The sequence below is a fragment of the Exiguobacterium sp. s166 genome, assembly GCF_018618855.1.
Classification (GTDB): domain Bacteria; phylum Bacillota; class Bacilli; order Exiguobacteriales; family Exiguobacteriaceae; genus Exiguobacterium_A.
The window spans coordinates 227,834-251,124 of sequence record NZ_JACSMU010000004.1 but is presented as its reverse complement, the minus strand read 5'-3'; the positions used below and the strand labels follow the sequence as shown (position 1 = coordinate 251,124).

The 23,291-nt window shown below is 47.7% G+C and carries 26 protein-coding genes, 10 tRNA genes and 1 riboswitch; of the genes, 7 read left to right on the top strand and 29 right to left on the bottom strand.

The annotated features are described in order from the left end of the window. Positions 1-136 precede the first annotated feature (136 nt). The 19 genes from KNP93_RS11480 to acpS all read right to left on the bottom strand — a co-directional run bounded on the left by KNP93_RS11480 (position 137) and on the right by acpS (position 7,770). Positions 137-213 (bottom strand) — tRNA-Ile (locus KNP93_RS11480). 19 nt (positions 214-232) lie between these two features. Next, positions 233-309: transfer RNA gene (locus KNP93_RS11475), tRNA-Arg, on the bottom strand. A 4-nt stretch (positions 310-313) separates the two neighbouring features. Next, positions 314-399, bottom strand: a tRNA-Leu gene (locus KNP93_RS11470). Positions 400-429: 30 nt separating this feature from the next. Further along, a tRNA-Lys gene (locus tag KNP93_RS11465) sits at positions 430-505 on the bottom strand. A 6-nt stretch (positions 506-511) separates the two neighbouring features. Further along, positions 512-583, bottom strand: a tRNA-Gln gene (locus KNP93_RS11460). 4 nt (positions 584-587) lie between these two features. Beyond that, positions 588-663, bottom strand: a tRNA-Asp gene (locus KNP93_RS11455). 34 nt (positions 664-697) lie between these two features. After that, positions 698-773 (bottom strand) — tRNA-Val (locus KNP93_RS11450). A 4-nt stretch (positions 774-777) separates the two neighbouring features. Next, a tRNA-Glu gene (locus KNP93_RS11445) sits at positions 778-852 on the bottom strand. A 48-nt stretch (positions 853-900) separates the two neighbouring features. Then, a tRNA-Ser gene (locus KNP93_RS11440) sits at positions 901-992 on the bottom strand. A gap of 8 nt (positions 993-1,000) precedes the next feature. Beyond that, a tRNA-Asn gene (locus KNP93_RS11435) sits at positions 1,001-1,075 on the bottom strand. A 149-nt stretch (positions 1,076-1,224) separates the two neighbouring features. After that, complete coding sequence (locus KNP93_RS11430) at positions 1,225-1,665, bottom strand: SprT family protein (RefSeq protein WP_131973459.1); 441 nt, start codon at positions 1,663-1,665, stop codon at positions 1,225-1,227. Next, a complete protein-coding gene (locus KNP93_RS11425; RefSeq protein WP_131973460.1) occupies positions 1,662-3,782 on the bottom strand; it encodes a Tex family protein in 2,121 nt (706 codons plus the stop codon). Before KNP93_RS11425 ends, KNP93_RS11430 begins: the two co-directional genes overlap by 4 nt. Positions 3,783-3,849: 67 nt before the next feature. Next, a complete protein-coding gene (sigB, locus tag KNP93_RS11420; RefSeq protein WP_012371666.1) occupies positions 3,850-4,647 on the bottom strand; it encodes an RNA polymerase sigma factor SigB in 798 nt (265 codons plus the stop codon). Beyond that, positions 4,613-5,095 carry an anti-sigma B factor RsbW gene (rsbW, locus tag KNP93_RS11415; protein ID WP_012371667.1) on the bottom strand — a complete coding sequence of 161 codons (483 nt, stop codon included), beginning with the start codon at positions 5,093-5,095 and terminating at the stop codon, positions 4,613-4,615. The genes sigB and rsbW overlap by 35 nt, the downstream gene beginning before the upstream one ends. Next, complete coding sequence (locus KNP93_RS11410) at positions 5,092-5,418, bottom strand: STAS domain-containing protein (protein WP_012371668.1); 327 nt, start codon at positions 5,416-5,418, stop codon at positions 5,092-5,094. The genes rsbW and KNP93_RS11410 overlap by 4 nt, the downstream gene beginning before the upstream one ends. Positions 5,419-5,620: 202 nt before the next feature. Next, a complete protein-coding gene (locus tag KNP93_RS11405; protein ID WP_014971520.1) occupies positions 5,621-5,971 on the bottom strand; it encodes a type II toxin-antitoxin system PemK/MazF family toxin in 351 nt (116 codons plus the stop codon). A gap of 3 nt (positions 5,972-5,974) precedes the next feature. Continuing rightward, positions 5,975-6,199, bottom strand: coding sequence for a hypothetical protein (locus KNP93_RS11400; protein ID WP_012371670.1), 225 nt, complete (start codon positions 6,197-6,199; stop codon positions 5,975-5,977). Positions 6,200-6,338: 139 nt separating this feature from the next. Continuing rightward, positions 6,339-7,412 carry an alanine racemase gene (alr, locus tag KNP93_RS11395; protein ID WP_131503442.1) on the bottom strand — a complete coding sequence of 358 codons (1,074 nt, stop codon included), beginning with the start codon at positions 7,410-7,412 and terminating at the stop codon, positions 6,339-6,341. Continuing rightward, positions 7,384-7,770 (bottom strand): holo-ACP synthase, encoded by a 387-nt coding sequence (gene acpS / locus KNP93_RS11390; RefSeq protein WP_131503443.1) that lies wholly within the window; start codon positions 7,768-7,770, stop codon positions 7,384-7,386. The genes alr and acpS overlap by 29 nt, the downstream gene beginning before the upstream one ends. 68 nt (positions 7,771-7,838) lie before the next feature. On the opposite strand from acpS, the gene KNP93_RS11385 reads away from it, so the two are divergent. Further along, positions 7,839-8,585, top strand: a complete 747-nt coding sequence (locus KNP93_RS11385) for a rhomboid family intramembrane serine protease (protein ID WP_131503444.1) — start codon at positions 7,839-7,841, stop codon at positions 8,583-8,585. Between the two features lie 72 nt (positions 8,586-8,657). Here KNP93_RS11385 and KNP93_RS11380 read toward each other — a convergent pair whose 3' ends face one another. From KNP93_RS11380 to KNP93_RS11370, 3 genes are read right to left on the bottom strand one after another with little or no spacing between them, the layout of a single operon-like run. Next, the gene (locus tag KNP93_RS11380; protein WP_026827242.1) at positions 8,658-8,921 is read right to left on the bottom strand and encodes a hypothetical protein; all 264 of its coding nucleotides are present in this window, start codon (positions 8,919-8,921) and stop codon (positions 8,658-8,660) included. A gap of 33 nt (positions 8,922-8,954) precedes the next feature. Then, positions 8,955-9,449 carry a hypothetical protein gene (locus KNP93_RS11375; protein WP_131503445.1) on the bottom strand — a complete coding sequence of 165 codons (495 nt, stop codon included), beginning with the start codon at positions 9,447-9,449 and terminating at the stop codon, positions 8,955-8,957. After that, a complete protein-coding gene (locus KNP93_RS11370) occupies positions 9,439-9,714 on the bottom strand; it encodes a 4a-hydroxytetrahydrobiopterin dehydratase (RefSeq protein ID WP_026827240.1) in 276 nt (91 codons plus the stop codon). The genes KNP93_RS11375 and KNP93_RS11370 overlap by 11 nt, the downstream gene beginning before the upstream one ends. Positions 9,715-9,878: 164 nt before the next feature. On the opposite strand from KNP93_RS11370, the gene KNP93_RS11365 reads away from it, so the two are divergent. Both KNP93_RS11365 and KNP93_RS11360 read left to right on the top strand, forming a co-directional pair. Then, positions 9,879-10,412, top strand: a complete 534-nt coding sequence (locus KNP93_RS11365) for a cysteine hydrolase family protein (RefSeq protein ID WP_131503446.1) — start codon at positions 9,879-9,881, stop codon at positions 10,410-10,412. A gap of 16 nt (positions 10,413-10,428) precedes the next feature. Further along, positions 10,429-11,880, top strand: a complete 1,452-nt coding sequence (locus KNP93_RS11360) for a nicotinate phosphoribosyltransferase (protein WP_214855374.1) — start codon at positions 10,429-10,431, stop codon at positions 11,878-11,880. A 26-nt stretch (positions 11,881-11,906) separates the two neighbouring features. On the opposite strand, the gene KNP93_RS11355 is transcribed toward KNP93_RS11360, so the two are convergent. Beyond that, positions 11,907-12,236, bottom strand: coding sequence for a hypothetical protein (locus tag KNP93_RS11355; protein WP_114596592.1), 330 nt, complete (start codon positions 12,234-12,236; stop codon positions 11,907-11,909). Positions 12,237-12,378: 142 nt separating this feature from the next. Between KNP93_RS11355 and KNP93_RS11350 the strand changes: the two genes are divergently transcribed. Beyond that, positions 12,379-12,864, top strand: coding sequence for a YwpF family protein (locus KNP93_RS11350; protein ID WP_131503448.1), 486 nt, complete (start codon positions 12,379-12,381; stop codon positions 12,862-12,864). Here KNP93_RS11350 and KNP93_RS11345 read toward each other — a convergent pair. Beyond that, positions 12,861-13,451, bottom strand: a complete 591-nt coding sequence (locus KNP93_RS11345; protein ID WP_131503449.1) for a histidine phosphatase family protein — start codon at positions 13,449-13,451, stop codon at positions 12,861-12,863. The genes KNP93_RS11350 and KNP93_RS11345 overlap by 4 nt on opposite strands. 51 nt (positions 13,452-13,502) lie before the next feature. Continuing rightward, the gene (locus tag KNP93_RS11340; protein ID WP_131503450.1) at positions 13,503-14,462 is read right to left on the bottom strand and encodes an alpha/beta hydrolase fold domain-containing protein; all 960 of its coding nucleotides are present in this window, start codon (positions 14,460-14,462) and stop codon (positions 13,503-13,505) included. Between the two features lie 178 nt (positions 14,463-14,640). Here KNP93_RS11340 and KNP93_RS11335 point away from each other — a divergent pair, with 178 nt between their 5' ends. Both KNP93_RS11335 and KNP93_RS11330 read left to right on the top strand, forming a co-directional pair. Next, on the top strand, positions 14,641-15,603 hold the full coding sequence (locus KNP93_RS11335) for a metal ABC transporter solute-binding protein, Zn/Mn family (RefSeq protein ID WP_214855372.1): 963 nt from the start codon (positions 14,641-14,643) through the stop codon (positions 15,601-15,603). A gap of 68 nt (positions 15,604-15,671) precedes the next feature. After that, a riboswitch (SAM riboswitch) is annotated at positions 15,672-15,775 on the top strand. A gap of 78 nt (positions 15,776-15,853) precedes the next feature. Further along, positions 15,854-17,161, top strand: a complete 1,308-nt coding sequence (locus KNP93_RS11330) for a Na+/H+ antiporter NhaC family protein (RefSeq protein ID WP_214855370.1) — start codon at positions 15,854-15,856, stop codon at positions 17,159-17,161. 43 nt (positions 17,162-17,204) lie between these two features. On the opposite strand, the gene KNP93_RS11325 is transcribed toward KNP93_RS11330, so the two are convergent. Further along, a complete protein-coding gene (locus tag KNP93_RS11325) occupies positions 17,205-17,405 on the bottom strand; it encodes a hypothetical protein (protein ID WP_131503453.1) in 201 nt (66 codons plus the stop codon). A 157-nt stretch (positions 17,406-17,562) separates the two neighbouring features. Here KNP93_RS11325 and KNP93_RS11320 point away from each other — a divergent pair, with 157 nt between their 5' ends. Then, positions 17,563-18,375, top strand: a complete 813-nt coding sequence (locus KNP93_RS11320; protein WP_026831792.1) for an aldo/keto reductase — start codon at positions 17,563-17,565, stop codon at positions 18,373-18,375. A 94-nt stretch (positions 18,376-18,469) separates the two neighbouring features. Here KNP93_RS11320 and KNP93_RS11315 read toward each other — a convergent pair whose 3' ends face one another. The 3 genes from KNP93_RS11315 to KNP93_RS11305 form a co-directional block, all read right to left on the bottom strand. Further along, positions 18,470-18,931 (bottom strand): hypothetical protein, encoded by a 462-nt coding sequence (locus tag KNP93_RS11315; protein WP_214855367.1) that lies wholly within the window; start codon positions 18,929-18,931, stop codon positions 18,470-18,472. A 117-nt stretch (positions 18,932-19,048) separates the two neighbouring features. Then, positions 19,049-20,494 (bottom strand): alanine/glycine:cation symporter family protein, encoded by a 1,446-nt coding sequence (locus KNP93_RS11310; RefSeq protein WP_131503455.1) that lies wholly within the window; start codon positions 20,492-20,494, stop codon positions 19,049-19,051. Positions 20,495-20,703: 209 nt separating this feature from the next. After that, entirely contained in the window at positions 20,704-23,151 is a 2,448-nt protein-coding gene (locus KNP93_RS11305; protein WP_214855364.1) for a CoA-disulfide reductase, read from the bottom strand. Between the last annotated feature and the right edge of the window lie 140 nt (positions 23,152-23,291).

Here is a 23,291-nt window from a genome sequence, read left to right as displayed (position 1 = left end):
AAAGTGTTTGACTTGCTCGTTGTGTGACCGAAGTCACGTTGACGAAGCTTGCGCTTCATTCATTGTTTGTATCCGAAGATACGTTTTTTTGCCTCATCGTTCAGTTTTCAAAGTTCGTCATCGTTTGTTTTGAAAATGGTGGGCCTAAGTGGACTCGAACCACCGACCTCACGCTTATCAGGCGTGCGCTCTAACCAGCTGAGCTATAGGCCCGTCAAAAGCAAACAAAATATGGTGCACCCTGAGAGATTCGAACTCCCGACCCCTTGATTCGTAGTCAAGTACTCTATCCAGCTGAGCTAAGGGTGCGATATGGTGCGGTCGAGAGGACTTGAACCTCCACAGTGTTGCCACCACTAGGCCCTCAACCTAGCGCGTCTACCATTCCGCCACGACCGCAAATATAAAATTAGAATTTAAAAAATAAAATGGTGTGTCATGCAGGATTCGAACCTGCGACCCTCTGATTAAAAGTCAGATGCTCTACCAACTGAGCTAATGACACGAAAAACTGGGCTGGAAGGGATCGAACCTTCGCATGCTGGAATCAAAATCCAGTGCCTTACCACTTGGCCACAGCCCAAAAATGGCGGTCCTGACGGGATTCGAACCCGCGATCTCCTGCGTGACAGGCAGGCATGTTAACCGCTACACCACAGGACCACATTTTTGTGAAACTTAAGTATGAAATTAAAAATGGTGGAGGATGACGGGATCGAACCGCCGACCCTCTGCTTGTAAGGCAGATGCTCTCCCAGCTGAGCTAATCCTCCAAAATGGTGACCCGTACGGGAATCGAACCCGTGATACCGCCGTGAAAGGGCGGTGTCTTAACCGCTTGACCAACGGGCCATTTAAAACTGATAATTATTCTCAAGTAACAAATTCACATAAGAGGTCTGGCGGAGATGGAGGGATTCGAACCCTCGCACCAGTTTCCCGGCCTACACCCTTAGCAGGGGCGCCCCTTATAGCCACTTGGGTACATCTCCAAAGATAATGGCTCCGCAAGTAGGATTTGAACCTACGACCTACCGGTTAACAGCCGGTTGCTCTACCACTGAGCTATTGCGGAACGTGACGTTCGTTTCAGAACACTTTTCTATATTAGCAACTTTCTTTCTCTTCGTCAATGCTTTTTTAAAAAAGTTTTTAGTGACGAGAAGTTGTTTAGTTGCGGTCGTTTTGACGACTTCTATAATTTATCATGCTCCGAAATGAACGTCAACTACTTTTGTAAAAAATCTTTCCACGACATCGTCCGCAACGGTAACGTTCCGGATTCATCTTTCTTTTTCTTCTATATAATGTCCCGCATTTCTCACACTCATAAAGATGATTCTTTTTTTCCGTTTCTTCCAGACGCGGACTGTAGCGCAGTCCTCCGTATCGTTGTAACCACTCTTTAAAATCCTGATCCTGGTGCCGGTGTCCCATTCCACGCAGGTGTAAATGATAGTGGCACAGCTCATGAATGACGATTCCGCGAAAGATATTACGGTCGGCTAAATAGCTCCGATTGAAATCCAAATGATGATCTGTCAGAAAATAACGTCCCCCGGTTGTCCGTAAGCGATCGTTAAAAAGTGCAATATGTCTAAAAGGTAAAGCAAACACGTCGAGCGAGAGTTGCTCGACGTATTGCTGCAACTCTTCGTTCGTCATGACGGACTGACCATCGTCAGACCGATCCGTCCCCGTTCCGGTTCGACACTCGTTACCCAAACGGTTACGATATCACCGACTGCAATGACATCAAGCGGGTGTTTGACCCGTTTTTTACTGAGCTTCGAGATGTGGACAAGGCCGCTCTCCTTCACACCAATATCAACGAAAGCACCAAAGTCGAGTACATTCCGGACTGTCCCCTGGAACTCCATTCCGACTTGAATCATATCGAGCGATAAGACATCTTGACGCAGTAACGGTTTATCGAGCGCTTCCCGCGGATCCCGTTCCGGACGTTGCAAAGCTTCGATAATGTCACGTAATGTCGGTTCACCGACTTCAAGCAATTGAGCTGTTTCAGGTACAGATAATTCTCCGAGCCGAGTCCGGAAGGTTTCCGTTCCCACGGTCTGTAAGGATAAATCCAGTTGCTTAAACAACGATTCAACGGTTTTATACTGTTCCGGGTGAATCGGTGTCCGGTCAAGCGGATGACTGCCTTCCGGTATACGCAAGAAGCCGGCTGCCTGTTCATATGCTTTCGCTCCTAAACGCGGGACTTTCAGCAATTCTTTCCGGGATGCAAACGCACCCAGTTCCGAGCGGCGTTCGACAATCTTTTTAGCTGTTGCCTTCGTAATGCCGGCGACGTAACCGAGCAACGACTCCGAGGCCGTATTGACGTCAACACCCACCTGGTTAACGACCGTCTCGACGACGAAATCGAGTGTTTCTTTTAACTTTGTCTGCGTGACATCGTGTTGGTACTGTCCGACACCGACGGATTGCGGGTCCACTTTGACGAGTTCCGCCAACGGATCCTGCAGGCGTCGTGCGATCGAGATGGCTGACCGTTGCTCGACCTGTAGATCCGGGAACTCGGTGCGCGCGATTTCTGACGCCGAATAAATACTTGCCCCTGCCTCATCAACAATCGTAAAGGCAATTTGATCATGTCCTTTAATCCAGTCCGCGACGAAGGATTCGGTCTCGCGGGAAGCCGTGCCGTTTCCGATCGCAATCAATTCGATTCCGTACCGGTTCACGAGTTTCGTCAAGACTTGACGTGCCTCCTGTGCTTTTTGTTCCGACATCGTGAGATAGACGACACCCACTTCCTTTACTTCCCCTGTCGGATCAATCACTGCCCACTTACATCCGGTCCGGTATGCAGGATCCAGTCCTAACATCACTTTCCCTTTCATCGGTGGTTGCATATAGAGTTGTCGTAAGTTTTTTCCGAACACTTCAATTGCCTGGTTTTCCGCTTTATCGGTTAACTCATTCCGAAGTTCCCGCTCGATTGCCGGGAAAACCGATTTTTTATATCCTGTCTGGACGGCTTCTTCGACCAACTGACGTTTTTGTTCTGCCAATCGGCTAAACGGTCGCAACAAGTACGGTAATACCTGTTGTTCATCGAGGACGATTTTGACGGAAACGATTTTTAACGCCTCGGCACGATTAATCGCCAAAATCCGGTGCGGCACGATTTGACGGATCCGTTCAATGTACTCATAGTATTGGGCAAAGACACGTTTTTCGTCGACTGCGTCCTTTTTTAGTTTCGTGACGATATCTGCAAACCGGTAAGCTGTCTTCCGGATATGTTCCCGGACACTCGCCTGCTCGCCCCATTCTTCTGCGATGATCGCTTGCGCCCCGGCAATTGCCTCGCCTTCCGGATGTGCTGCTACATACTGATTAAATTGCTGTTCATCGTATGATTTTGGCGAACGTAAAAAGTCGGCAAATGGACTCAATCCTGCTTCACGGGCAATTTCAGCTTTTGTTCTCCGCTTCGGACGAAACGGTAAGTATAAGTCTTCAATTTGTTGTAACGTCGTCGCTCCCATCAAACTTTGTTTTAACTCGGACGTCAAGACACCCTGCTCTTCAATTTTCCGCAGGACATCTTCTCGTTTCGTTTCCAGTTGTGTGATGCTTTTATGGCGATCGAGGATTGCTTTGATTTCGACCTCATCGAGTTCACCGGTTTGTTCTTTACGGTACCTGGCGATAAACGGAATCGTTCCTCCGTCTTCCGTCAATTGTAAAACGGCTTTCACCTGGGCTGGTCTGATGTTCAATTCTGTTGCGATTCTCTTCTCCATTTTCCTCACCTCTCTGTCATTATACCGAAGAATCGATAGGACACAAAAAAAGACCGATGCTTCCGCATCAGTCTTTTGAAAATACTTCGTTTGGTTCTACTTTGATGGCTTCCCGTAATTTTTGCAATGCACGACGCTGAAGACGCGACACATGCATTTGCGAAATTCCAAGGAGCTCTCCGGTTTCTTTTTGACTCATGTTCCGGTAATACGCACATTCTAAAATCGAGCGTTCCCGGTCCGTCAAAACAGCAAACGCTTTTTCAAGAATCAGCTTTTGATCCACCGAATCATATCCGTTTTCCTGGTTACCGACGAGGTCAAGTAATGTCACCGTGCTGCCTTCTTGATCCGCTTCAATTGAGCTGTCGACGGACAAGGCTTGGTAACTTTTACCCATCTCAAGCGTTTCAAGAACTTCCTCTTCCGATACTTCCAACCGGGCTGCAATTTCATCGATTCGCGGTGAACGTTGCAATTCTGTCGTCAGTTCTTCGACGGCTTTCTTGATTTTCGGTCCCAGTTCCTTGATACGACGCGGCACGTGAACACTCCATGTCTTATCGCGGATAAACCGTTTGATCTCACCAATGATGGTAGGAACGGCAAACGATTCGAAACTACGACCGAACTCTTTATCAAAACGACGAAGTGCGGCAAGCAGACCAATCATCCCGACTTGGACGAGATCATCATGAATCGGACGGCCACGTGAGAACTTACGGGCAAGCGCCTCAACGAGATCGGAATACCGGGCAAGTAAAGCAGCATGAACTTCTTCATCTTGATCATCTTGTTGGTACAGGTCAATCAGACGAAGGACTTCATCGTCACTGTGATGGCGTTGTTGAGACTTTGCTGGCACTTTGACCCACCTCATCTCTATTCATATATTTTGTCATATGGACAGTGACGCCGTTTGCTTTCTCGATCGTGACTTGATCCATGAGTGCTTCGATCATTAAGATCCCTAGTCCCCCCTCGTGCAGAGAGTCTAAATCATGCGATTCCGTGATTGGTTCACTTTGACGCTTCACGCTGTCTTTATCGAACGTCACACCATTGTCTTTGACAATGATTTCAAGACGATCGTCCGGGTAAACGTTACACGTTAAAGCCATCGATCCATCTTGTTCTCCTTCATACGCATGCTGGACGGCATTCGCACATGCTTCAGAAACAGCAATTTTAATGTCTTCGATATCGTCGTAAGTGTAACCCATCCGATTCGCGACACCTGAAACGGTTAATCGGGCAATTGCAACATACTCCGGTTTTGCCGGAAGTGTCATTTCAAGTTGTTCGTTCTTCATTGTGTTCCACCTCGTACACCACTATCGATTGTAATGATGCTTGAAAGACCTGTAATTTCGAACAAACGGCGAATCCGTTCCGAAACACCGACGAGTGTGAATGATGTTCCGTTTTTCTTTGATGCTTTAAGCGCTCCGACAAATACGCCAAGGCCTGTTGAATCCATATAATGAATTTCGTCCAAATGAACAACGACGTCATTTGTTTCGACTGCCGGTACAAGTTCCTGACGAAGTTTCGGTGCTGTATACGTATCAATCTCTCCTGCGATATAGAGATGCGTCTGACCATCCAATTGTTCTGTTTTGATTGTTAAATCCATCTTCAAGTTCCTCCTCAAGGAAAATCTGCTATGTGTTCTCTCTATCTATTTGGTTTAAATAGTATGGGCTGACCCTCCTTAAAGAAAAGGTCACTCTGATGTAATTCCCGCATTTGAACATCTTTAAACCAAAATTTAAAAAAATGTTCAAAAAAAGTCGTATACAGATGTATCGACTCTTCTCGCTGTTATATGTAAGTGCCTAGAAATCAATCAAGCCTAGGCTGATCGCGACGGCACTATTTACTTTCATCATCGTGTCAGGATCTAGGTGCGTGACTTTATCCGTTAGACGGCGTTTGTCGATTGTACGGACCTGCTCAAGTAGGATGACCGAATCACGTTCTAATCCGTGTCGCTCTCGATATACTTCCACATGGGTCGGTAGTTTGGCTTTGTCGATCTGTGCCGTGATCGCAGCCACGATTACAGTTGGGCTGAATCGGTTACCAATATCATTTTGTAGGACAAGGACAGGACGAACGCCTCCTTGTTCCGATCCGACCACAGGTGACAAATTTGCATAAAACACGTCGCCACGTTTGACTATCAAAGCTTACACCCCGCTTACTTGACGTAGGAGCGAGAACTCCGCCTCCGTTTCAATCTGGAACATTTCGCCAACGATTGATAAATTGATCGCTGCCATTTCTTCGTAACCACGTTTCAATTCCTCACGTAGCTGACGCTTGCGTTCTTCGGTCGTATGGTTCGACTTCATCCCAATCGTCTCCTTCGCTACATTTCGTTCAACAAATTGCTTTTCCCGTTGTTGGACCAAGATAATGGCACCTCCAGATTCACTGAAACCTTAACGAACGACTCACTTCCACTTCAATATATCAGTCAAATTCAGAAAATACAATCAAAATTCAAACAAATAACATTTTTTTACCATCATATTGATGTCTTTTCAAAAACTAGATACGCGGGACACGCTTCGAAAACTGACACAGTACTTCGTAGTTGATCGTCCCTAACCAGTGAGCGGCCTCATCAATCGGTACCCCTTGCCCGATCAATGTGACTTCTGTTCCGATTGGATAGTCGTGCGGTAAGCGGATCATTAACCGGTCCATACAGACCCGTCCGACGATTTCACACGGATAACCGTCGACAAGCAATGAGTATCCTTGGAATTTACGAGACCAGCCATCGGCGTATCCAATCGGGACCGTTCCGATCCACTCATCCGTCGGAGCCGTATACGTCGCACCGTAACTGATCGTTTGACCGGGTTCAACCTGTTTGATCTGCATCAGACGACTTTTTAGTGAAAAAGCCGGTCGTAAAAATTCGTAAAATGGAATCATTTCATCTGACGGCATTGCTCCGTATAACGCAATCCCAATCCGGACGACATTAAACGGGTCCTGTCCAATTAAACGGATGGCGCCGGCCGAGTTGGCCGCATGGATATACCGAATGCCGGGCACACGTTCGACGAAACGCAGAAAAACGGTCTGTTGTTCGTCAAACAACCGGCTGTTCAATTCATCAGCCGTCGCGAAATGCGTATAGATGCCTTCGAGCTCCATCACATCCGAGTCCAGCTCTTTTAAGACGGCATCCAACTCTTCCAGTGTCTGGAGTCCAAGACGTCCCATTCCGCTGTCGACTTTAATATGGAGTCGTAAATGATCGACGTCCGTTAAATGCTGTTTCGCTTCCCGCAACCAGTCTGCTGAAAAAACAGGCACGGCAACATCATAGTTCGAGGCGATCGGTGCGTGTTCCGGCAAAAGCGTTTCGAGCATTAAAATCGGCGCCTGAATCCCCGCTTCCCGTAACTCGATTGCTTCTTCAAGCAAGGCGACGGCCAGCAAATCTGCCCCGTTTGCCAAAGCGATTTCCGCGACCGTCACGGCACCATGTCCGTATCCATCCGCCTTTACGACGGCCATCATCGTTTGATGACCGATTTTGGCCTTGATTTCACGTACATTGTGGGCGATTGCGTCGCGATCAATTTCTATCCAAGTTGGTCGATACATCTGAACTCCTCTTTTCTAATAAGACTTGTGCAGCCGCATAATGGTCGGAATGGGTAATCGAGAGATGAATCGTCCCTTCAAACGGTCCTGTCATGACCGGGCGTCCCGAGGCTTCATTCAACACTTCGAGATCGAGCCAGGATACTTCGGCACCGATGCCGGTTCCAAACGCTTTGACAAACGCTTCTTTGGCAGCGAACCGTCCTGCGAGATACTCAAGCTTACGCCCGTCGGATAACGTATGAAACCGTTTTTGTTCTTCTGCCGTCAAAATCCGTTTAACGATACGCGGTTGACGCTCGAGCGTTCGGCGAATTTGTTCCAGTTCTACGAGATCGAGTCCTATTCCAAAAATCATTCCTGACGCCTCCACAGTTCTATTCTTCGCCATCTTCATATAGAATGAAGAGGAAGCGAGGTGTTGTCATGTTTAGTCGAACGGAAAACCTACAAACGTTCACACGTTCTTATCCGGTCGTTTCGTTGTTCATTTTAATCCAAGTTGTCCTGTTTGTCATCGAACAGTTAAACGTCTTTTTCAACTTTGGCTTTTCGCCGCTCAATTACGGGGCAGCCATCAACTTGTTCATCGGGAACGGGGAATGGTGGCGTGTCGTGACGGCGACGTTCCTGCATTATGATTTTTGGCATATCGCCTTCAACACGTTTGCCCTGATCATTTTTGCACCTGCGCTAGAGCGGATGATTGGTCACGCGAAGTTTGCTTCCTTCTATCTTTTAGTCGGTACGCTCGCGAACGTCTTGACGTATTTCACGAAAATCAATGAACCGCTTTATGGTCAAGCCGGGGCATCGGGTGCTATTTTAGGATTGCTCGGTTTTTACGTCTACCTCGGCCGTTTCAAACGGACCGTCATCTCAGCCGATGATGCACGTCTCGTTTATATCTTTAGTGCCATCACAGCAATCTTCACATTACTCGGTTCAAATGTCTCTGTCTTCGGTCATTTATATGGTTTCGTGCTCGGATTCCTTGCCGGCTTCATTTTCGGAAAAGGCACCGTACCGTTTACACGACCATTCAATAGCGGAAGGCGTCCTGCATCAGGCGGTCGTATCATTCATACGAGCGGTTCCGGACAACTCGGACGGATCATCTTTTATGTCATCGTCGCCTTTGCCGTGTTTGGTCTGCTGGCTCGATTCATTTAAAAAAGAACAAAAAAGCGAGCCTGTCTGAATTCCGATTTTCGAAATTTAGACAGGCTCGCTTTCCCTATTCGCTTATTTACGTAATGATTCCGCAAGATCTTTGATATCATCGATCAAGTTGTGAATCGTTTCTTGGTTATCTGTATATAAAGCGCGAAGTTCTTCAAAACGGCCTTTCGGATCCTGCTTAACAGCTGAAAGTTGTGTTCCCGCTCCGCCAAATGTGCGTTTGACCGCAGCCAGTTGCGATTGACGTGTATCTTTATGAAGCATGGATAATGTGGCACCTACGAGTGCTCCGCCAAGTGTTGCTACTAAAAAGTAATTCTTTTTCATCTGTTTTTCCCCCTAGACTAATTTAACTGTTTCTTAAAGTGGTGGTAAAAGCTGATACCGTTTCATGACCGGAGAAGGCGAAAAAGACTTCCCTGCCTCTTCAGCATACTGGTCGACGGTCAGTCGTTCAACTGATTTCGCATAACGCGAAGCATCCGTGTCATTGTTGAACTGAATCAACAGGACCAAATCTGTTCCGCGCTCGACGCGGGCGATCCGAACGGCTTTGAAACTGTCGTATTCCGCACCCAGTACTTTTGGATCCGACATGACATGATGGACAAATAAATCGCCGCTGTTTTGATCTGCCGGAATCGACCAATAAAATAAACTGCCTTGTTCATCAAAATTACCGCGTGTTTCGAGTAATGTATATGTGTTGCCGCTTTGAAACGGGGACTTCCCTTCTGTTTCAATAAACAAAAGAGCCTCACCGCTTCCACTTGCTGCTCGAATCTGAGGATCACGCGATCGAATTTGATCAACAAAACTGCCGCTACCGAATGTTATGGAAAGTTTAGATGGCATCACAGGCCTCCGCGAGTTCGAAGTCTTTGCTAGTCAGACCGCCTGAATCATGGGTCGTCGCAGCAAGCGTAACGTTCTTATAGTCAATGATGATTCTCGGATGATGGTTGAGATGTTCCGCTATCGAACCAACCTCCTGTACAAAATCAAGTGCTGCCGGGAATGAATCCAATGTATAGACACGGACGATTTCGTCATCGACGACACGCCATTCCGCCAGTCCTTCCAGACGTTCTTCCACTTCATACTCATTCAACCTTTTCATGCCATTTTCCTCCTCCACCATTATTTTCGTCCTATACCTTATACCCTACTTTTCCGGTTTCTTATACCTCTCGCCGATGGATTTCTTCCTTTTGTCTTCTGGCACAGATAGAGTACAATGTGAAGGAGAACACTATCTCCCAAAAAAGAAAGGGGCAGACGCTCATGCGTGCGCTTATCGTGATTGATTATACGGTTGATTTTGTAGCCGATGAAGGAAAGTTGACGTGCGGAAAACCAGGACAGGCCATTGAAGGACGCATCGCTTCACTGATGGATGAGTTCTCATCAGAGGATTATGTCGTCATCGCAAACGATATTCACGAAGAAGGAGACACCTTCCATCCGGAAACCGTCCTCTTCCCACCCCACAACATCCGTGGTACTCATGGCAGAGATCTTTTCGGACAAGTAGCTGAGATGGCACGTGTCGCAGATCATGTCATCGATAAAACACGGTACAGTGCTTTTGCCGGAACGGATCTTGATTTACGGTTACGGGAACGTTCGATTCACGAAGTTCATCTCGTCGGTGTCTGTACGGATATCTGCGTCCTGCACACAGCGGTCGATGCCTACAATCTGGGATATAAAATCGTCGTCCATGCCGACGCCGTCGCAAGTTTTAACGCGGCCGGCCATGACTGGGCACTTACGCATTTCAAACAATCGATCGGCGCAGATGTCGTCGGCGAATAAGAAGGGATCTGTCTTCATGTTACAACGTAATCTTGCACTTCATACTGATCTTTATCTGCCACGGTGGATGTATATTTATTGGCAGGAAGGACGTCATAATGAACGCGCTATCTTTGACGTCTACTATCGGTCAAACCCGTTCGAAGGGGGTTATGTCGTCTTCGCCGGGCTCGAAAATATCATCGAATATGTTCAGACCCTCCGTTTTACAGAAGAGGACATTACGTATCTCCAAAAAATGATCGGTTTCCCGGACGAGTTCAAAGAGGAATTGCGCAACTTTAAATTCTCCGGTTCCATCTCAAGCGTCAAAGAAGGCGAAATCGTTTTCCCGAACGAACCACTTGTCCGGATCGAAGCCCGGATTTTCGAAGCAAAATTATTGCAGACGGCGATTTTGAATATCGCTAACCACGAATCCCTGATCGCTACGAAATATGCGCGGATCCGTCAATCGGCACCCGGTGCAAAATTCCTCGAAGCCGGTGCGCGTCGTGCCCAAGGCATCGATGCTGCTTACTTCGGAACCCGCGCGTCGTACTTAGCCGGTTTTGATGTCACGAGCCTTGCTTCTGCCGGACGAGACTTCGGTATTCCGTGCGGCGGAACGATGGAGCATGCCGATATTCAATTCCATGATGATGAATTAACGGCGTTCCGGACGTTTGCTGCCTACTATCCGGATCAAGCGACATTACTCGTCGATACGTACGACACGCTGAAAAGCGGTTTGCCGAACGCGATCATCGTCGCGAAGGAACTCGAAGCAAAAGGACATAAATTGCGCGGTATCCGGATTGATTCCGGCGATTTATCCTACTTATCGAAACGGGCACGGACAATGCTCGATGAAGCCGGCTTCCCGGATGTCGACATCGTCTTATCCGGTGATCTCGATGAATACGTCATCCAGGATTTACGGATTCAAGGGGCACAGGCGAATACGTTCCTCGTCGGAACACGCGGTATCACAGCATACGAACAACCTGCACTCGGTATGGTCTATAAGCTGGTCGCACGTGAAGTCGACGGCGAACTCATTCCGGTCATCAAAGTCTCGTCCTCAAAAGCGAAGACGACGACACCACACATCAAAGAAGTGTACCGGATTGTCGACCGCGTCACGAATAAATTCAAAGGTGATTACGTGACGTTACTGGATGAAGATCCGACTGATCTGGAGGCAATCGACTTAATCGACGTCCGTGATCCGTCATTCCGCAACCGGATCGAGAACTTTAACGTCGAACGTTTGCTGACGCCGATTTTCGTTGACGGAGAACTGGTATACACGGTCCCGACCATCGAAGAAAGCCGCCATTTCCATGAACAGCAGATCGGTCGTCTATGGGAAGAATACAAACGCCTCCGTCTGCCGGAAGTCTACGCCATCACCTTCAGCGACCGTCTCTGGAAACTGAAACTGGATATGATTCGCGACACACGGACCGCGAGCGGTCTCAAATAAATACCTGAACATAAAAACAGCCTACTTCAGCTGAAGTGGGCTGTTTCATTTGGTGTAACTGTCATTTGGATTGCCGCTTGTTCCATTTGTTGACGAAAGTACCAAGCGAAACCAAGCGCACCTCCGATGAAGACGATATACGTAATCCGTTGACCGAACTCTGCCAAGGAATCCGCATAAAAAATACTGATTAAGTGGTCGCTTCCACTGATGAGAAGCAAACAGGCAATCAGGAGCGCTATACGATAAGCAAGTGTCGGACGGTCTGTTGGTTCAGCATGCCAATACGAGATGATGTAATGGGCAAGTAAGATGATGCCAATGATTCCTAATACTCCTATCAGTGCTTGCGGCATAATGAACGGTCCTCCTGTTTCTAATTTCTACTTCCATTTAAACATAGTTCACTAAAAAATCCTCTCTAAAACTTTCCCACCGTTTGCCCGGTCACGGTATACTGAAGAAAATCTGTTGTTCATTCAACAAGGAGGCGTTTTCTTGAAAACCTTTAAATTGTGCACCTTACGTATTTTAATGGATGAATCCGGCCGGGATACGACGATTCCCGTTACGATCAAAGATGGACTGACTGTCAGCACGGATCAGACGGCACAGTGGGTCGCTGAAATTGTCGTCCTGGAAAATGATCAACCGATCATCGACGAGTTATTCAATAAAAATTTACGGGCCTTGATTGAAATTACGATTTCCCGACCTGATAATGATCCGGCTGCGATGATTGTGACGCCGCTTGAATCGACTCCCTTAAGTGAAGGGGTATCGTACCTGTTCAAAGGAAAGATGGTCATGATGAAAAATGACTTGTCGGAATCGATCTTACGCGAAGTCGTCGAGGATCATTTCACCGGTGAAGCCTTGATTCAGGAATACAAAGACCGGCGTTCAAAACGCGGCGCACATATTACGAGTATCGCGAAAGAAACGTTTAAACAGTACCTCCACGAAAATCCAACCATCTCTTAAGGACGTATCGTTTGATCTACGATATGATCCGCGACATTGATCCGGTCAATCTCATACCGGTCGGAGAAACGAATATAGTTCGCACATGCATTCTTAAGCGGTGTCCGGTAACTGAAGCTATCATCAATCGAGGATAATGCCGCTTTGATCGTATGCGAGTGACAGACGATCAACAGGCGTTGTCCCCGATATTTTTCTGTCAATTCTTCAATTGCCGAAAACACCCGCTGCTGAATTTCCTGTTCGGTTTCAAGTCCCGGTACACGTTCCGTATCATTCGCTTGGACTGCTTCATAGATTCCGGCGACGGGCTGTCCTGATGCCAATCCAAACTCCCGTTCGACCAACCGTTCATCCGTCTCCGTTACATCCAGCCCGATTGAACGTCCGATGATTTCTGCCGTCTCGACTGCCCGCGATAAGGGGCTTGAAATCAAGACGTCCCATTTTTCTTCCGCCAGGTAAGCTGCGCTCATTCCAGCCTGCCATCGCCCTGTCTCATTGAGCGGAATATCTTCTCGTCCTTGAATCCGCTCGTTTAAATTCCAATCCGTTTGACCATGACGCACTAAACAAATTTCTGTCATTTTACTGTCTCCTTCAAAAGAAATATGACTGATTGTATCATGTTTTCTTTTTTAGTGAAGGGTCTCCCGGGGCGGCAACGCCAGGACCTGACAACTAAACGTCTCAATCCGTTCCAGTAACCGCTCGATTTTCAACGGATTTTCGGTCTGGGTAAAGCTCGCCAGGGAATGCGTGCCGTTCGGGAAGGAAAACAGCCGGACGTCGGCTCCGACATCGGCTCCCTTTTCAACGAAGTGGAGCGCTTGCGTAAATGGGACAATCGGATCTTTTTTTCCGTGCAACAACATGATCGGTGGTGAGTCTGCTGTCAAATGTGTTACCGGCGAAACACGTGTCATGAGTTCCCGCCACTCGTCCCGCCCTCCTCCGTAAAACTTAATATGGGCAATCCACGTTTGAATGAACTTGAACAGGAGGAAGTTCGTCGGAGGATACAGGGCAATGACACCACTGATCAACGGGAGGCATTCGGCTGTTTGTTCGCCGATGAATTCCATCGGGGCAAGTGCCGTCGTCAGCATTAACGCGGCACCGGCTGAGTCTCCCCACAACACCATGCGTCCCCGCATAATCCGTAAATCGTCGGCTTCCTGATTTAAGAAACAAAGTGCATCCCGAACGTCTTCCAGATTATCCGGAAAATAACTGCCGTCCTCAAACAAGCGATAATCGATACTGCAAACGGCGATGCCGAGTTCCAGGAAACGCTCGACGATTGGCGTAAAACAAAAGACGTCATCCCGGTTCCCTCTGACGAAGGCTCCCCCGTGCGCATAAATCGCGACCGGGAAAGGACCATCACCCGGCGGATAATATAAATCCAACTTTAGTTCTTTCTGATTAACGGTTTTAAACAAAATCGTCCGGGGTGCGAGTTGGACTTCCGACAGTGGAAGCGCCGGTTCCGTCCATCGTAATAAAGCACCATAGTTGTTCCAGATGCTCGCTCCGGCTGCGGCTGTCGTTAAAATTGCCGCCCCTCCCATCAGCCAAGCAGTTTCCCGTTTCACCTCATCACCTCCAAAGCTTACTCTCGATTTCTGATCTCTTATTAGTCATCTACCCGATTTATTTAGAAGCCGAACGTCTTCCCCGACTTATACTTGACGCTTCGTTTTGGATTCGTTATAGTGAAAAGGTTCAAATCGGAATAATTACGTTTTAATAATTTTTGGAGGGTTTATTCATATGAAAAAATTACTTTCAGCTTTCACGGTTGCCTTTGCCAGCGCTGCTTTTCTTGCTGCCTGCGGTTCTTCCGAATCCAATCAAGATGCGACCGATCAAAAGCTTCGGGTGTATACATCGACATTCGCTACTGCGGCAATCGCCAAGGAAATTGGCGGAACAGATATCGACGTCAAGATGATTGTCCCTCCCGGTGCCGATCCGCACTCGTACGAGCCGACGTCTAAACAACTGACAGAAATCACACAAGGCGATCTGTTCCTCTTAACCGGTACGACGCTTGAACCGTACTCGAAAAAAATCAAAGCCAGTCTGAAAGGCAATGATGTCCGTTTCGTCGAGACAAGCACAGGAATCGACTTACTCGAAGCCAACGCCACGCTTCACGAACATGAAGGACACGATGATCATGCTGACGAACACGCGGAAGAAGAACATGATCACGGCAAATACGATCCCCATGTCTGGCTCGATCCGAACAATGCCAAAATGATGGCCCAATCGATTTCGACGGCACTGGCAAAAGAAGTACCGGATAAAAAAGCGACGTTTGAAAAAAACCTGGCTGAATTTGATACGCAGGCAGATGAGCTCGATCAAAATCTGCAACAGGCTGTCGATAAGGGCTCGAAAAAAGAATTGCTCGTCACGCATGCCGCTTACGGATATTTAGCCGAACGATACGGTTTCTCGCAATTGCCGATTGCCGGCATCTCTCCGTCGGACGAGCCTTCCCAAAAGCAACTGGCTGCTCTCGTCAAAGAAGCCAAATTGCATGACTTGAAGTATATCGCTTTCGAGGAGACGGTTTCTCCTAAAGTCGCCCGCGTCATCCAACAGGAAATCGGAGCCGAAGCGATTACGATCCACAACCTGGAGTCCGTCACGAAAGAACAGCAGAATGCCTCGTATTTTGACTTGATGAATGAAAATGTGACGACGCTCAAACAAGCACTTCAGTGAAGTAGTGTTGACATGCAGTAAAAGATACGTTACGGTAGAAAACGTATTTCAGACAATTAAATGACTTCTTTTTATCGCGAGAGACGGAGGGACTGGCCCGATGATGTTTCGGCAGCGGACGATTAAATCGTACTGTGCCAAATCCAGCAAGCTGCGGCTTGAGAGATAAGAAGAGCGTCTTTTTCAGTAAAGACCTCCTTCTTTCTTGCGAAGGAGTCTTTTTTTGTACTTGTAGAAAAGGAGTGGTTTTATGAACGAGACGATTATACCGAACAAATGGGCACTTCTACCGTTACTTGTCTTTTTAGTTCTTTTTATCGGTGCCGGTATTTTTTACGATGATTTCTACAAATTCCCGATTCTGATTGCGGCTTTGATTGCCTTGATTTTTGCGGCGGTCACAACGAAAGGTAGCATCAATCAAACCGTGGAACGGATTGCAACGGGTGCCGGAAATCCGGACATCATGATCATGGTCTTTATTTTCTTACTTGCCGGTGCCTTTTCCGGAACGGCCGATGCGATTGGCGCCATCGAAGCGACCGTCAACGCGTCGCTGACATTTTTACCGCCTTCTCTTTTAATGAGTGGGTTGTTTATCATCGCTGCTTTCATCTCGATGGCGATGGGGACTTCGACCGGTACGATTGCCGCACTTGCCCCGATTGCTCTCGGAATTCATGAAGCAACAGGTGTCAATGTTGCGATTGCCGCGGCAGCTGTCGTCGGCGGTGCAATGTTCGGTGATAACCTGTCATTCATTTCCGATACAACGATCGCAGCAGTCCGGACGCAAAAAACCAATATGCGCGACAAATTCAGAACCAACTTCATGATCGTGTTGCCGGCAGCAATCCTGACGGTCATCATCTTGGCTTTCGTCTCAGGTACAGGAGACGTCGTCGAAGCAAAAGCGTTTGAGTTTTATAAATTGATTCCGTATCTGTCTGTCATCGTCCTCGCCTTGTTTGGTGTCAACGTCATCCTCGTCTTAGTCGGCGGAACCGTTTTGACGGGTATCATCGGTATGATGGACGAAAGCTTCGGCTTAAGCGGCTTCGTCCTGTCGATGTCTGAAGGATTGATGGGGATGGCAGAAATTTCGATCTTGACGTTATTAATGGGCGGACTCGTCAGCCTGATCACCTTTAACGGCGGGATTGCTTATCTGAAAGAAACCCTGACGCGGAAAATCTCACAACGCCGCGGCGCGGAATTCAGTATGGCGGCACTCGTCAGTGCAACGAATCTTGCGACAGCGAACAATACGATTTCGATTCTTGTCGCCGGACCACTCGCTGCGGAAATCGCCGATACGTATGATATTGATCGGAAGAAATCCGCCAGTATCCTCGATATCTTCTCGTGCGGTATCCAAGGAATCATCCCGTACGGAGCCCAGTTGCTGATTGCAGCGGAATTAACGAAAACGGCTTCCCCGGAACTGATTCCCTATCTGTTTTATCCGTTCCTGCTTTTCGTTTGCGGATCTCTTGCCATCGTCTTCGGCTTCCCACGTCGAAAAACAGCTGATGTGCGTAAAAAAAATGTTTCGTAAAAAATACAAGACCCGTCGCTTTTGCGATAGGTCTTGTTTTGACTTATTTTTTCTGGTCTTGGCGGTTGAGAATGAAATACGCAATCGCCGGAAGCGGGAACTGAATCAGTCCTGCGCCTCCCCAGACCCACGGATTTCGTCCTGTCTTCCGTGCACCAAGGAACAAACATGTCGCTTGTGTCCCTAACAGGGCTGCAAGGCCGGCCCAAACACCTTTTGGTACGTTTTTAACAGATCGTTTCATAAAATACACCTCGTTTCCTTTATAGATTTACCCTCCTCTTTTCGCTTTCTAACCGGCTTTTTCCTCCCTTGAGCGTTGAAACGGACGTTCTTGCTTGTTCATGCTAAACTAAACGAGCAATTCCATATTCTCGTTTCATTAAAGGAGGAGTATACACATGCAATACGCAAAACTTTCAAATGGTGTCACAATTCCACAAATCGGATTCGGTGTCTGGCAAGTCGATGAAGAGACGGAAGCACCGGCTGCCGTCGCAGAAGCCATTCGTGTCGGTTACCGTCATATTGATACGGCTGCCGTTTACAAAAACGAACGTGGTGTCGCCAAAGGAATTAAAGAAAGCGGCGTGAACCGTGAAGATCTCTTCTTAACGTCTAAAGTATGGAACGATGATATTCGTGCCGGACGCACTAAGGAAGCTTTCGCCGAGTCACTTGAACGTCTCGAGACCGATTACCTTGATCTCTATCTGATCCACTGGCCGGTTGAAGGATATATCGAAGCGTGGAAAGCGATGGTTGAGCTTTACGAAGCCGGGAAAATTAAAGCCATCGGCGTGTCGAACTTCAAAGAACATCACCTCGATACACTTGCTGAAGAAGGATTAATGACACCGATGATCAATCAGGTCGAACTTCATCCGCAACTTCCGCAACACGAACTGCATGAATATTTACAGGACCATAGCATTCAAGTTGAAGCGTGGAGCCCGCTCATGCAAGGGAAATTCCTCGAAATCAATGACTTCAAGGAAATTGCAGAAAAACACGGTAAATCTCCTTCACAAGTCGTCTTGCGCTGGCATTTGGATAACGGTATTGTCGCGCTTCCGAAATCGGTCACACCTGAACGCATTGCGGAAAACTTTGACGTCTTTGACTTCCAACTGGACGCAGATGATCTCGAGAAGATTGATCGTTTGGCAACGGATGTTCGTCTCGGACCGGATCCAGACGAAATCGACTTTTAAGCATTGACTTTACACATACAGGAAAGAGAGGCGGATGTCACATCCCCCTCTCTTTTTCTATGTCCTTATATAATGGAGTTGTACAAGGAAAGCCCTATACATAATAGACGAGAATCGTATCCTGCGCTTCTTCCGCCTGGTGAAAATAGGCGCGTAGATTCCCGAATTGTTCCCAAACCTCATCGAAATCACCTTGCTGGCCGGCCTCCTGATAAATCACTTCCAGTGCCCGTCGATCAAAATTACGCATGACCTCCGACGAAATGATGAGTAGCGGTAAGGGAAGGATGCCGACGATTGCCGCATGCTCCTCATTGACGATTAGTTCTTCCCCGACAATCGCCCGTCCCAAATTATAGTGGGTTTCCTGGTCAATGAAGATATCGATTTGGCTCATCAACTGATACAGTGGGGTCGTCTCTTCGAGTGCGAATAATTGCTCATGATCGGGTTGTGTTTCATGGATAAACAAAATCCAGTCCATGATGATGTGGGGATCATCTCCAAACGAATCCCAAACGGCATCCGCGACTCGAACATAATGTACGTTTTCCATCCTCCCCCTCCTTTCCGGTCGTTTTTTTTAGTATTCCCATTTTCACATCGCTTTAATGACGATTATCAAAATCTCTACCAATAAAAAAAGGACCAGATGACTCTGATCCTTCTCATATTAAATGGCTTTTTCTTTCCGGTCTTCATCCTGCCACGCCTCGAGCGTTTCTTTCCCCGGAAGATTCGGAATCGAATCTTTATGGAAACGGGGATCCTGACCATTTTTACGTTGTACTAAATAATCATCGAGTGCCAGCTTCGCAATTTTGGATAAGCGGAAAATTGCATACAAGTTAACGATTGCCATCAAGCCCATGAAGATGTCCGCGAGCGCCCAGACAAGTCCCGCCGTTTGAACGAGCGAACCAAACACAACCATGCCGAGGACGATGACACGATACACCATCATGATTTTTTTATTGTCATTGATGAAACTGATATTCGATTCACCGTAATAATAATTTCCGACAATCGAACTGAAGGCAAACAAGAAAATCGCAAGCGCCATAAATGCAGTAGCCAATGGACCGACCTGAGAAGCGAGTGCCCCTTGCGCCAAATCGATTCCGGCGACCGGTGCTCCACTCGCATCCTGCGTCGCAACACCACTGACTAGAACAATCATTGCTGTCGAAGAACAGACGAGCAGTGTATCCACAAAAACCGCAAACGATTGAATCAACCCTTGTTTGACAGGATGGGACACTTCTGCCGTCGCAGCAGCATTCGGCGCTGAACCCATACCGGCTTCATTTGAGAAAAGACCACGACGAATTCCGTTTAAGACCGCTGCTCCGATTGCTCCACCGGCAAGTGTTTTGAATTCGAGTAATCCTTCCTGGAAAATCAGACCGAATACGTTCGGTAACACCTCTAAGTTCGTCACCATGATGTAGAGAGCAATCAAGATGTATCCGCCTGCCATAATCGGGACGAGGAAGGCTGACACCGTCGCAATACTCCGGACACCGCCGAAGATTACGAGTGCCGTTAACAGGACAAGTCCAACTGTAATCCATGTTTTATCTACCCCATACTGACTTTGAAGCGATAATGAAATCGTATTGGACTGGACTGAGTTGAAGACGAATCCAAACGAGATGGTAATCAAGATACTGAAAACGACGCCAAGCCAGCGTTGTCCGAGCGCTTTTTCCATGTAATATGCAGGACCGCCACGCCAAGCTTTTTCGTCACGTACTTTATAAATCTGAGCGAGCGTACTCTCGACGAATGCTGAAGCGGAACCGATTAAGGCAATCAACCACATCCAAAAGACCGCACCCGGTCCACCGAGCGCAATGGCTGTCGCGACGCCGGCGATATTGCCGGTCCCGACCCGTGCCGCTGTACTGATGGCGAAGGCTTGGAACGGCGACACACCATCTTTCCCTTTATCCGTTCCTTGGAACAACAGCCGCAACATTTCCGGAATCATCCGAAACTGGACGAACCCCATTCGAATTGTAAAATAAATTCCCAGACCAACCAACAAGATGATCAAGACACTCGACCATAACAAGTCATTAATACTACCGATTAAATCCATCAGTTGTTTTTCCACAGGTATTCCTCCTTATGTAAGCCTCAATCATGTAACCTTTTTTCACATGTGTTCTATGATACGAAAATAATTTTAGAAAATCAAATTCATTTTAATACCCGATAACCCATATGATTTGAGTTTCACAACTCAAACCTCACATCGAATGTTAGATTTCACACAAAAAAAGAGACTGACGTTTGGGTCAGTCCCTCGGTAATTGAATTGCCTCAGATAAACAGATTCAGGTTCGAACCATCTGTCGCTCCAAGATAACTTGCGACACCGCCGTAATCGATATCGTCGAGTAACTCTTCTTTTTTAATCCCCATGATATCCATCGACATCGTGCAGGCAATCATCCGGACACCGGCTGCTTGAGCCTTCGCCATCATCGTCTCTAGAGCATCGACCTGTTTATCCTTCATGACTTTTTTCATCATTTTTTGACCGGCTCCACCCATATTCATGTTCGAAAGTGGGAGATCACCGGCATGTTTCGGCATCATCATTCCCATCATCCGTTCCATCGGTGCCTTGTCGACGGCAGGTGCATCCGGTTTACGGATGACATTGAGTCCCCAGAACGTAAAGAACATCGTCACTTGTTTCCCCATCGCCTGTGCCCCTTGCGCAATGACGAATGATGCAAGTGCTTTATCAAGATCGCCGCTGAATACGACCATCGTCGCATCATCGGCAGTTGTGGCGACTGATGATACCGGTTGGTTCGTAGCATTCCCTTTTTCAAGGAGGACTTCAACGATGCCTTTATTCATTTCCGCCGTGTGGACGGTATGCCCCAATTTTTTTGCCCACGCTTGAACATCCGGCAGGAAACCGGGATCGGATGCTTTAATAAAGACTTGATCCCCGTCCTGTAATTGATCAATTTTCGTTTTCAGCTCCAGAATCGGTCCCGGGCACTGTAAACCGCATGTATCGAGTAACGTAATCTGTTCTTTCGCCACTTGTTTCGGCTCACTTTTTATCGTCGTCACAGCTGTTTCCTCCTGTACTTGACTTCTCGCTTCGCGGTCACGGTTGACCGTCGCCCACGTCTTATAACCGCCGCTCAAATTTTTGACGGTAAATCCGTTCTGTTTCAGCAATTGACTCGCGACATATCCACGGAGTCCGACCTGGCACGTCACGTAAATCGTCTGATTTTTCGGCAATTCGTCAAGCGATTGACGTAACGTCGGTAATGAGATGTTGACTGATCCCGGAATCGAACCGAGTTCATTTTCCGAAGGTTCGCGAACATCGAGCAATAATCCGCCGTCCGCGACAATTTGGTCGATCTCATGCCAATGAACGTTTTCGCTGTCTCCGAGTACGATATTCGAGGCAATGTAACCTGCCATATTGACCGGATCTTTTGCTGAACTATAAGGAGGCGCATACGACAATTCAAGATCCGGAAGATCAAGTACTGTCAGTCCACCTTTAATCGCCGTTGCCAAAACGTCGATTCGTTTTTCGACACCTGTCATCCCAATCGCCTGTGCTCCGAGAATCGTTCCATCCACCGGATCAAATAACAGTTTCATCGAAATCGGACTCGCTCCCGGATAATAGCCGGCATGTGAACCGGGGTGCAGGTGAATCGCTTCATAACGGCGTCCTGACTGACGGAGACGTTTTTCATTGTTTCCGGTTGCAGCAACCGTCAAATCAAACACTTTTGCGACTGCTGTTCCGAGTGTCCCCGTGTAACGGACATCTCGTCCGGCAATGATGTCGGCGACGAGACGTCCTTGACGGTTTGCCGGCCAAGCCAGCGGGACATGAACCGGTTCCCCCGTAATATAGTCTTTGACTTCGATCGCATCACCAATCGCAAAGATGGAAGGATCAGATGTCCGCAACGTCTCATCGACTTGAATCGTTTGTTTGATGCCGAGCTTCAGTCCAGCTTCCGAAGCCAAGTTGCTTTCCGGCATGACCCCGATGGATAAGATGTTCATTTCTGTCTGAATCGTTTTTCCGCTCGTCAAGACCACACGGTTCCCCGCTTCTTCAAAGCGTGACACACCGTCCGCTAAAATCAACTCGACGCCTTTCGCCCGTAAGTGTTCATGAACGATGGCTGCCATTTCCGGATCGACCGGTGCCATGACTTGATCCGACATCTCGATCAACGTCACGCGTGCTCCGCGTTCGACTAAGTTTTCCGCCATTTCAAGACCGATGAATCCGCCGCCGATGACCGTCGCATGTGCCGGACGCGCTTCGTCGACATACTGACGCATCTTATCGGTATCCGGAATGTTCCGTAACGTAAAGACATTTGTTGCTTCCGCTAACCCCGGAATGCCTGGACGGATCGGTTTTGCGCCGGGTGACAAAATCAACTGATCGTACGTTTCGTCATACTCTTCTCCCGTATCCACTTTACGAATCGTCACCGTTTTTTGCTCGCGGTTGATCCGGATCGCTTCCGATAAATTCCGGACGTCCAGATTGAAGCGTGCGTTCATCCCTTCCGGAGTTTGAACCAGCAATTTATTCCGGTCTTTAATGACGTCTCCGATATAGTACGGAAGTCCACAGTTTGCAAAAGAAATTTCTTTTCCACGTTCTAAAAGAATGATTTCTGCTGTTTCGTCCAATCGACGTAATCGCGCCGCCGCAGTTGCTCCACCAGCTACTCCACCTACAATAATCGTTTTCATTCCGGTTTCCTCCTCCAATGATCTCCAATGTTCTATGTGTACCAATATACCCATTCAGGTATATCTTTTCAAGTTATCTATTCGTTGATTCACAAACTTGTCGGAACTTCAGATTAAAATTGTTCCTTCGATGATAACGG

What these genes read in the sequence shown, in the direction of transcription:
- KNP93_RS11430 (WP_131973459.1), bottom strand. Translation starts at nt 1,665, where the DNA reads ATGACGAACGAAGAGTTGCAGCAATACGTCGAGCAACTCTCGCTCGAC.
- KNP93_RS11425 (WP_131973460.1), bottom strand. Translation starts at nt 3,782, where the DNA reads ATGGAGAAGAGAATCGCAACAGAATTGAACATCAGACCAGCCCAGGTG.
- rsbW (WP_012371667.1), bottom strand. Translation starts at nt 5,095, where the DNA reads ATGAAGAACGAACAACTTGAAATGACACTTCCGGCAAAACCGGAGTAT.
- KNP93_RS11410 (WP_012371668.1), bottom strand. Translation starts at nt 5,418, where the DNA reads ATGGATTTAACAATCAAAACAGAACAATTGGATGGTCAGACGCATCTC.
- alr (WP_131503442.1), bottom strand. Translation starts at nt 7,412, where the DNA reads ATGTATCGACCAACTTGGATAGAAATTGATCGCGACGCAATCGCCCAC.
- acpS (WP_131503443.1), bottom strand. Translation starts at nt 7,770, where the DNA reads ATGATTTTTGGAATAGGACTCGATCTCGTAGAACTGGAACAAATTCGC.
- KNP93_RS11385 (WP_131503444.1), top strand. Translation starts at nt 7,839, where the DNA reads ATGTTTAGTCGAACGGAAAACCTACAAACGTTCACACGTTCTTATCCG.
- KNP93_RS11380 (WP_026827242.1), bottom strand. Translation starts at nt 8,921, where the DNA reads ATGAAAAAGAATTACTTTTTAGTAGCAACACTTGGCGGAGCACTCGTA.
- KNP93_RS11375 (WP_131503445.1), bottom strand. Translation starts at nt 9,449, where the DNA reads ATGCCATCTAAACTTTCCATAACATTCGGTAGCGGCAGTTTTGTTGAT.
- KNP93_RS11370 (WP_026827240.1), bottom strand. Translation starts at nt 9,714, where the DNA reads ATGAAAAGGTTGAATGAGTATGAAGTGGAAGAACGTCTGGAAGGACTG.
- KNP93_RS11365 (WP_131503446.1), top strand. Translation starts at nt 9,879, where the DNA reads ATGCGTGCGCTTATCGTGATTGATTATACGGTTGATTTTGTAGCCGAT.
- KNP93_RS11360 (WP_214855374.1), top strand. Translation starts at nt 10,429, where the DNA reads ATGTTACAACGTAATCTTGCACTTCATACTGATCTTTATCTGCCACGG.
- KNP93_RS11355 (WP_114596592.1), bottom strand. Translation starts at nt 12,236, where the DNA reads ATGCCGCAAGCACTGATAGGAGTATTAGGAATCATTGGCATCATCTTA.
- KNP93_RS11345 (WP_131503449.1), bottom strand. Translation starts at nt 13,451, where the DNA reads ATGACAGAAATTTGTTTAGTGCGTCATGGTCAAACGGATTGGAATTTA.
- KNP93_RS11335 (WP_214855372.1), top strand. Translation starts at nt 14,641, where the DNA reads ATGAAAAAATTACTTTCAGCTTTCACGGTTGCCTTTGCCAGCGCTGCT.
- KNP93_RS11330 (WP_214855370.1), top strand. Translation starts at nt 15,854, where the DNA reads ATGAACGAGACGATTATACCGAACAAATGGGCACTTCTACCGTTACTT.
- KNP93_RS11325 (WP_131503453.1), bottom strand. Translation starts at nt 17,405, where the DNA reads ATGAAACGATCTGTTAAAAACGTACCAAAAGGTGTTTGGGCCGGCCTT.
- KNP93_RS11320 (WP_026831792.1), top strand. Translation starts at nt 17,563, where the DNA reads ATGCAATACGCAAAACTTTCAAATGGTGTCACAATTCCACAAATCGGA.
- KNP93_RS11315 (WP_214855367.1), bottom strand. Translation starts at nt 18,931, where the DNA reads ATGGAAAACGTACATTATGTTCGAGTCGCGGATGCCGTTTGGGATTCG.
- KNP93_RS11305 (WP_214855364.1), bottom strand. Translation starts at nt 23,151, where the DNA reads ATGAAAACGATTATTGTAGGTGGAGTAGCTGGTGGAGCAACTGCGGCG.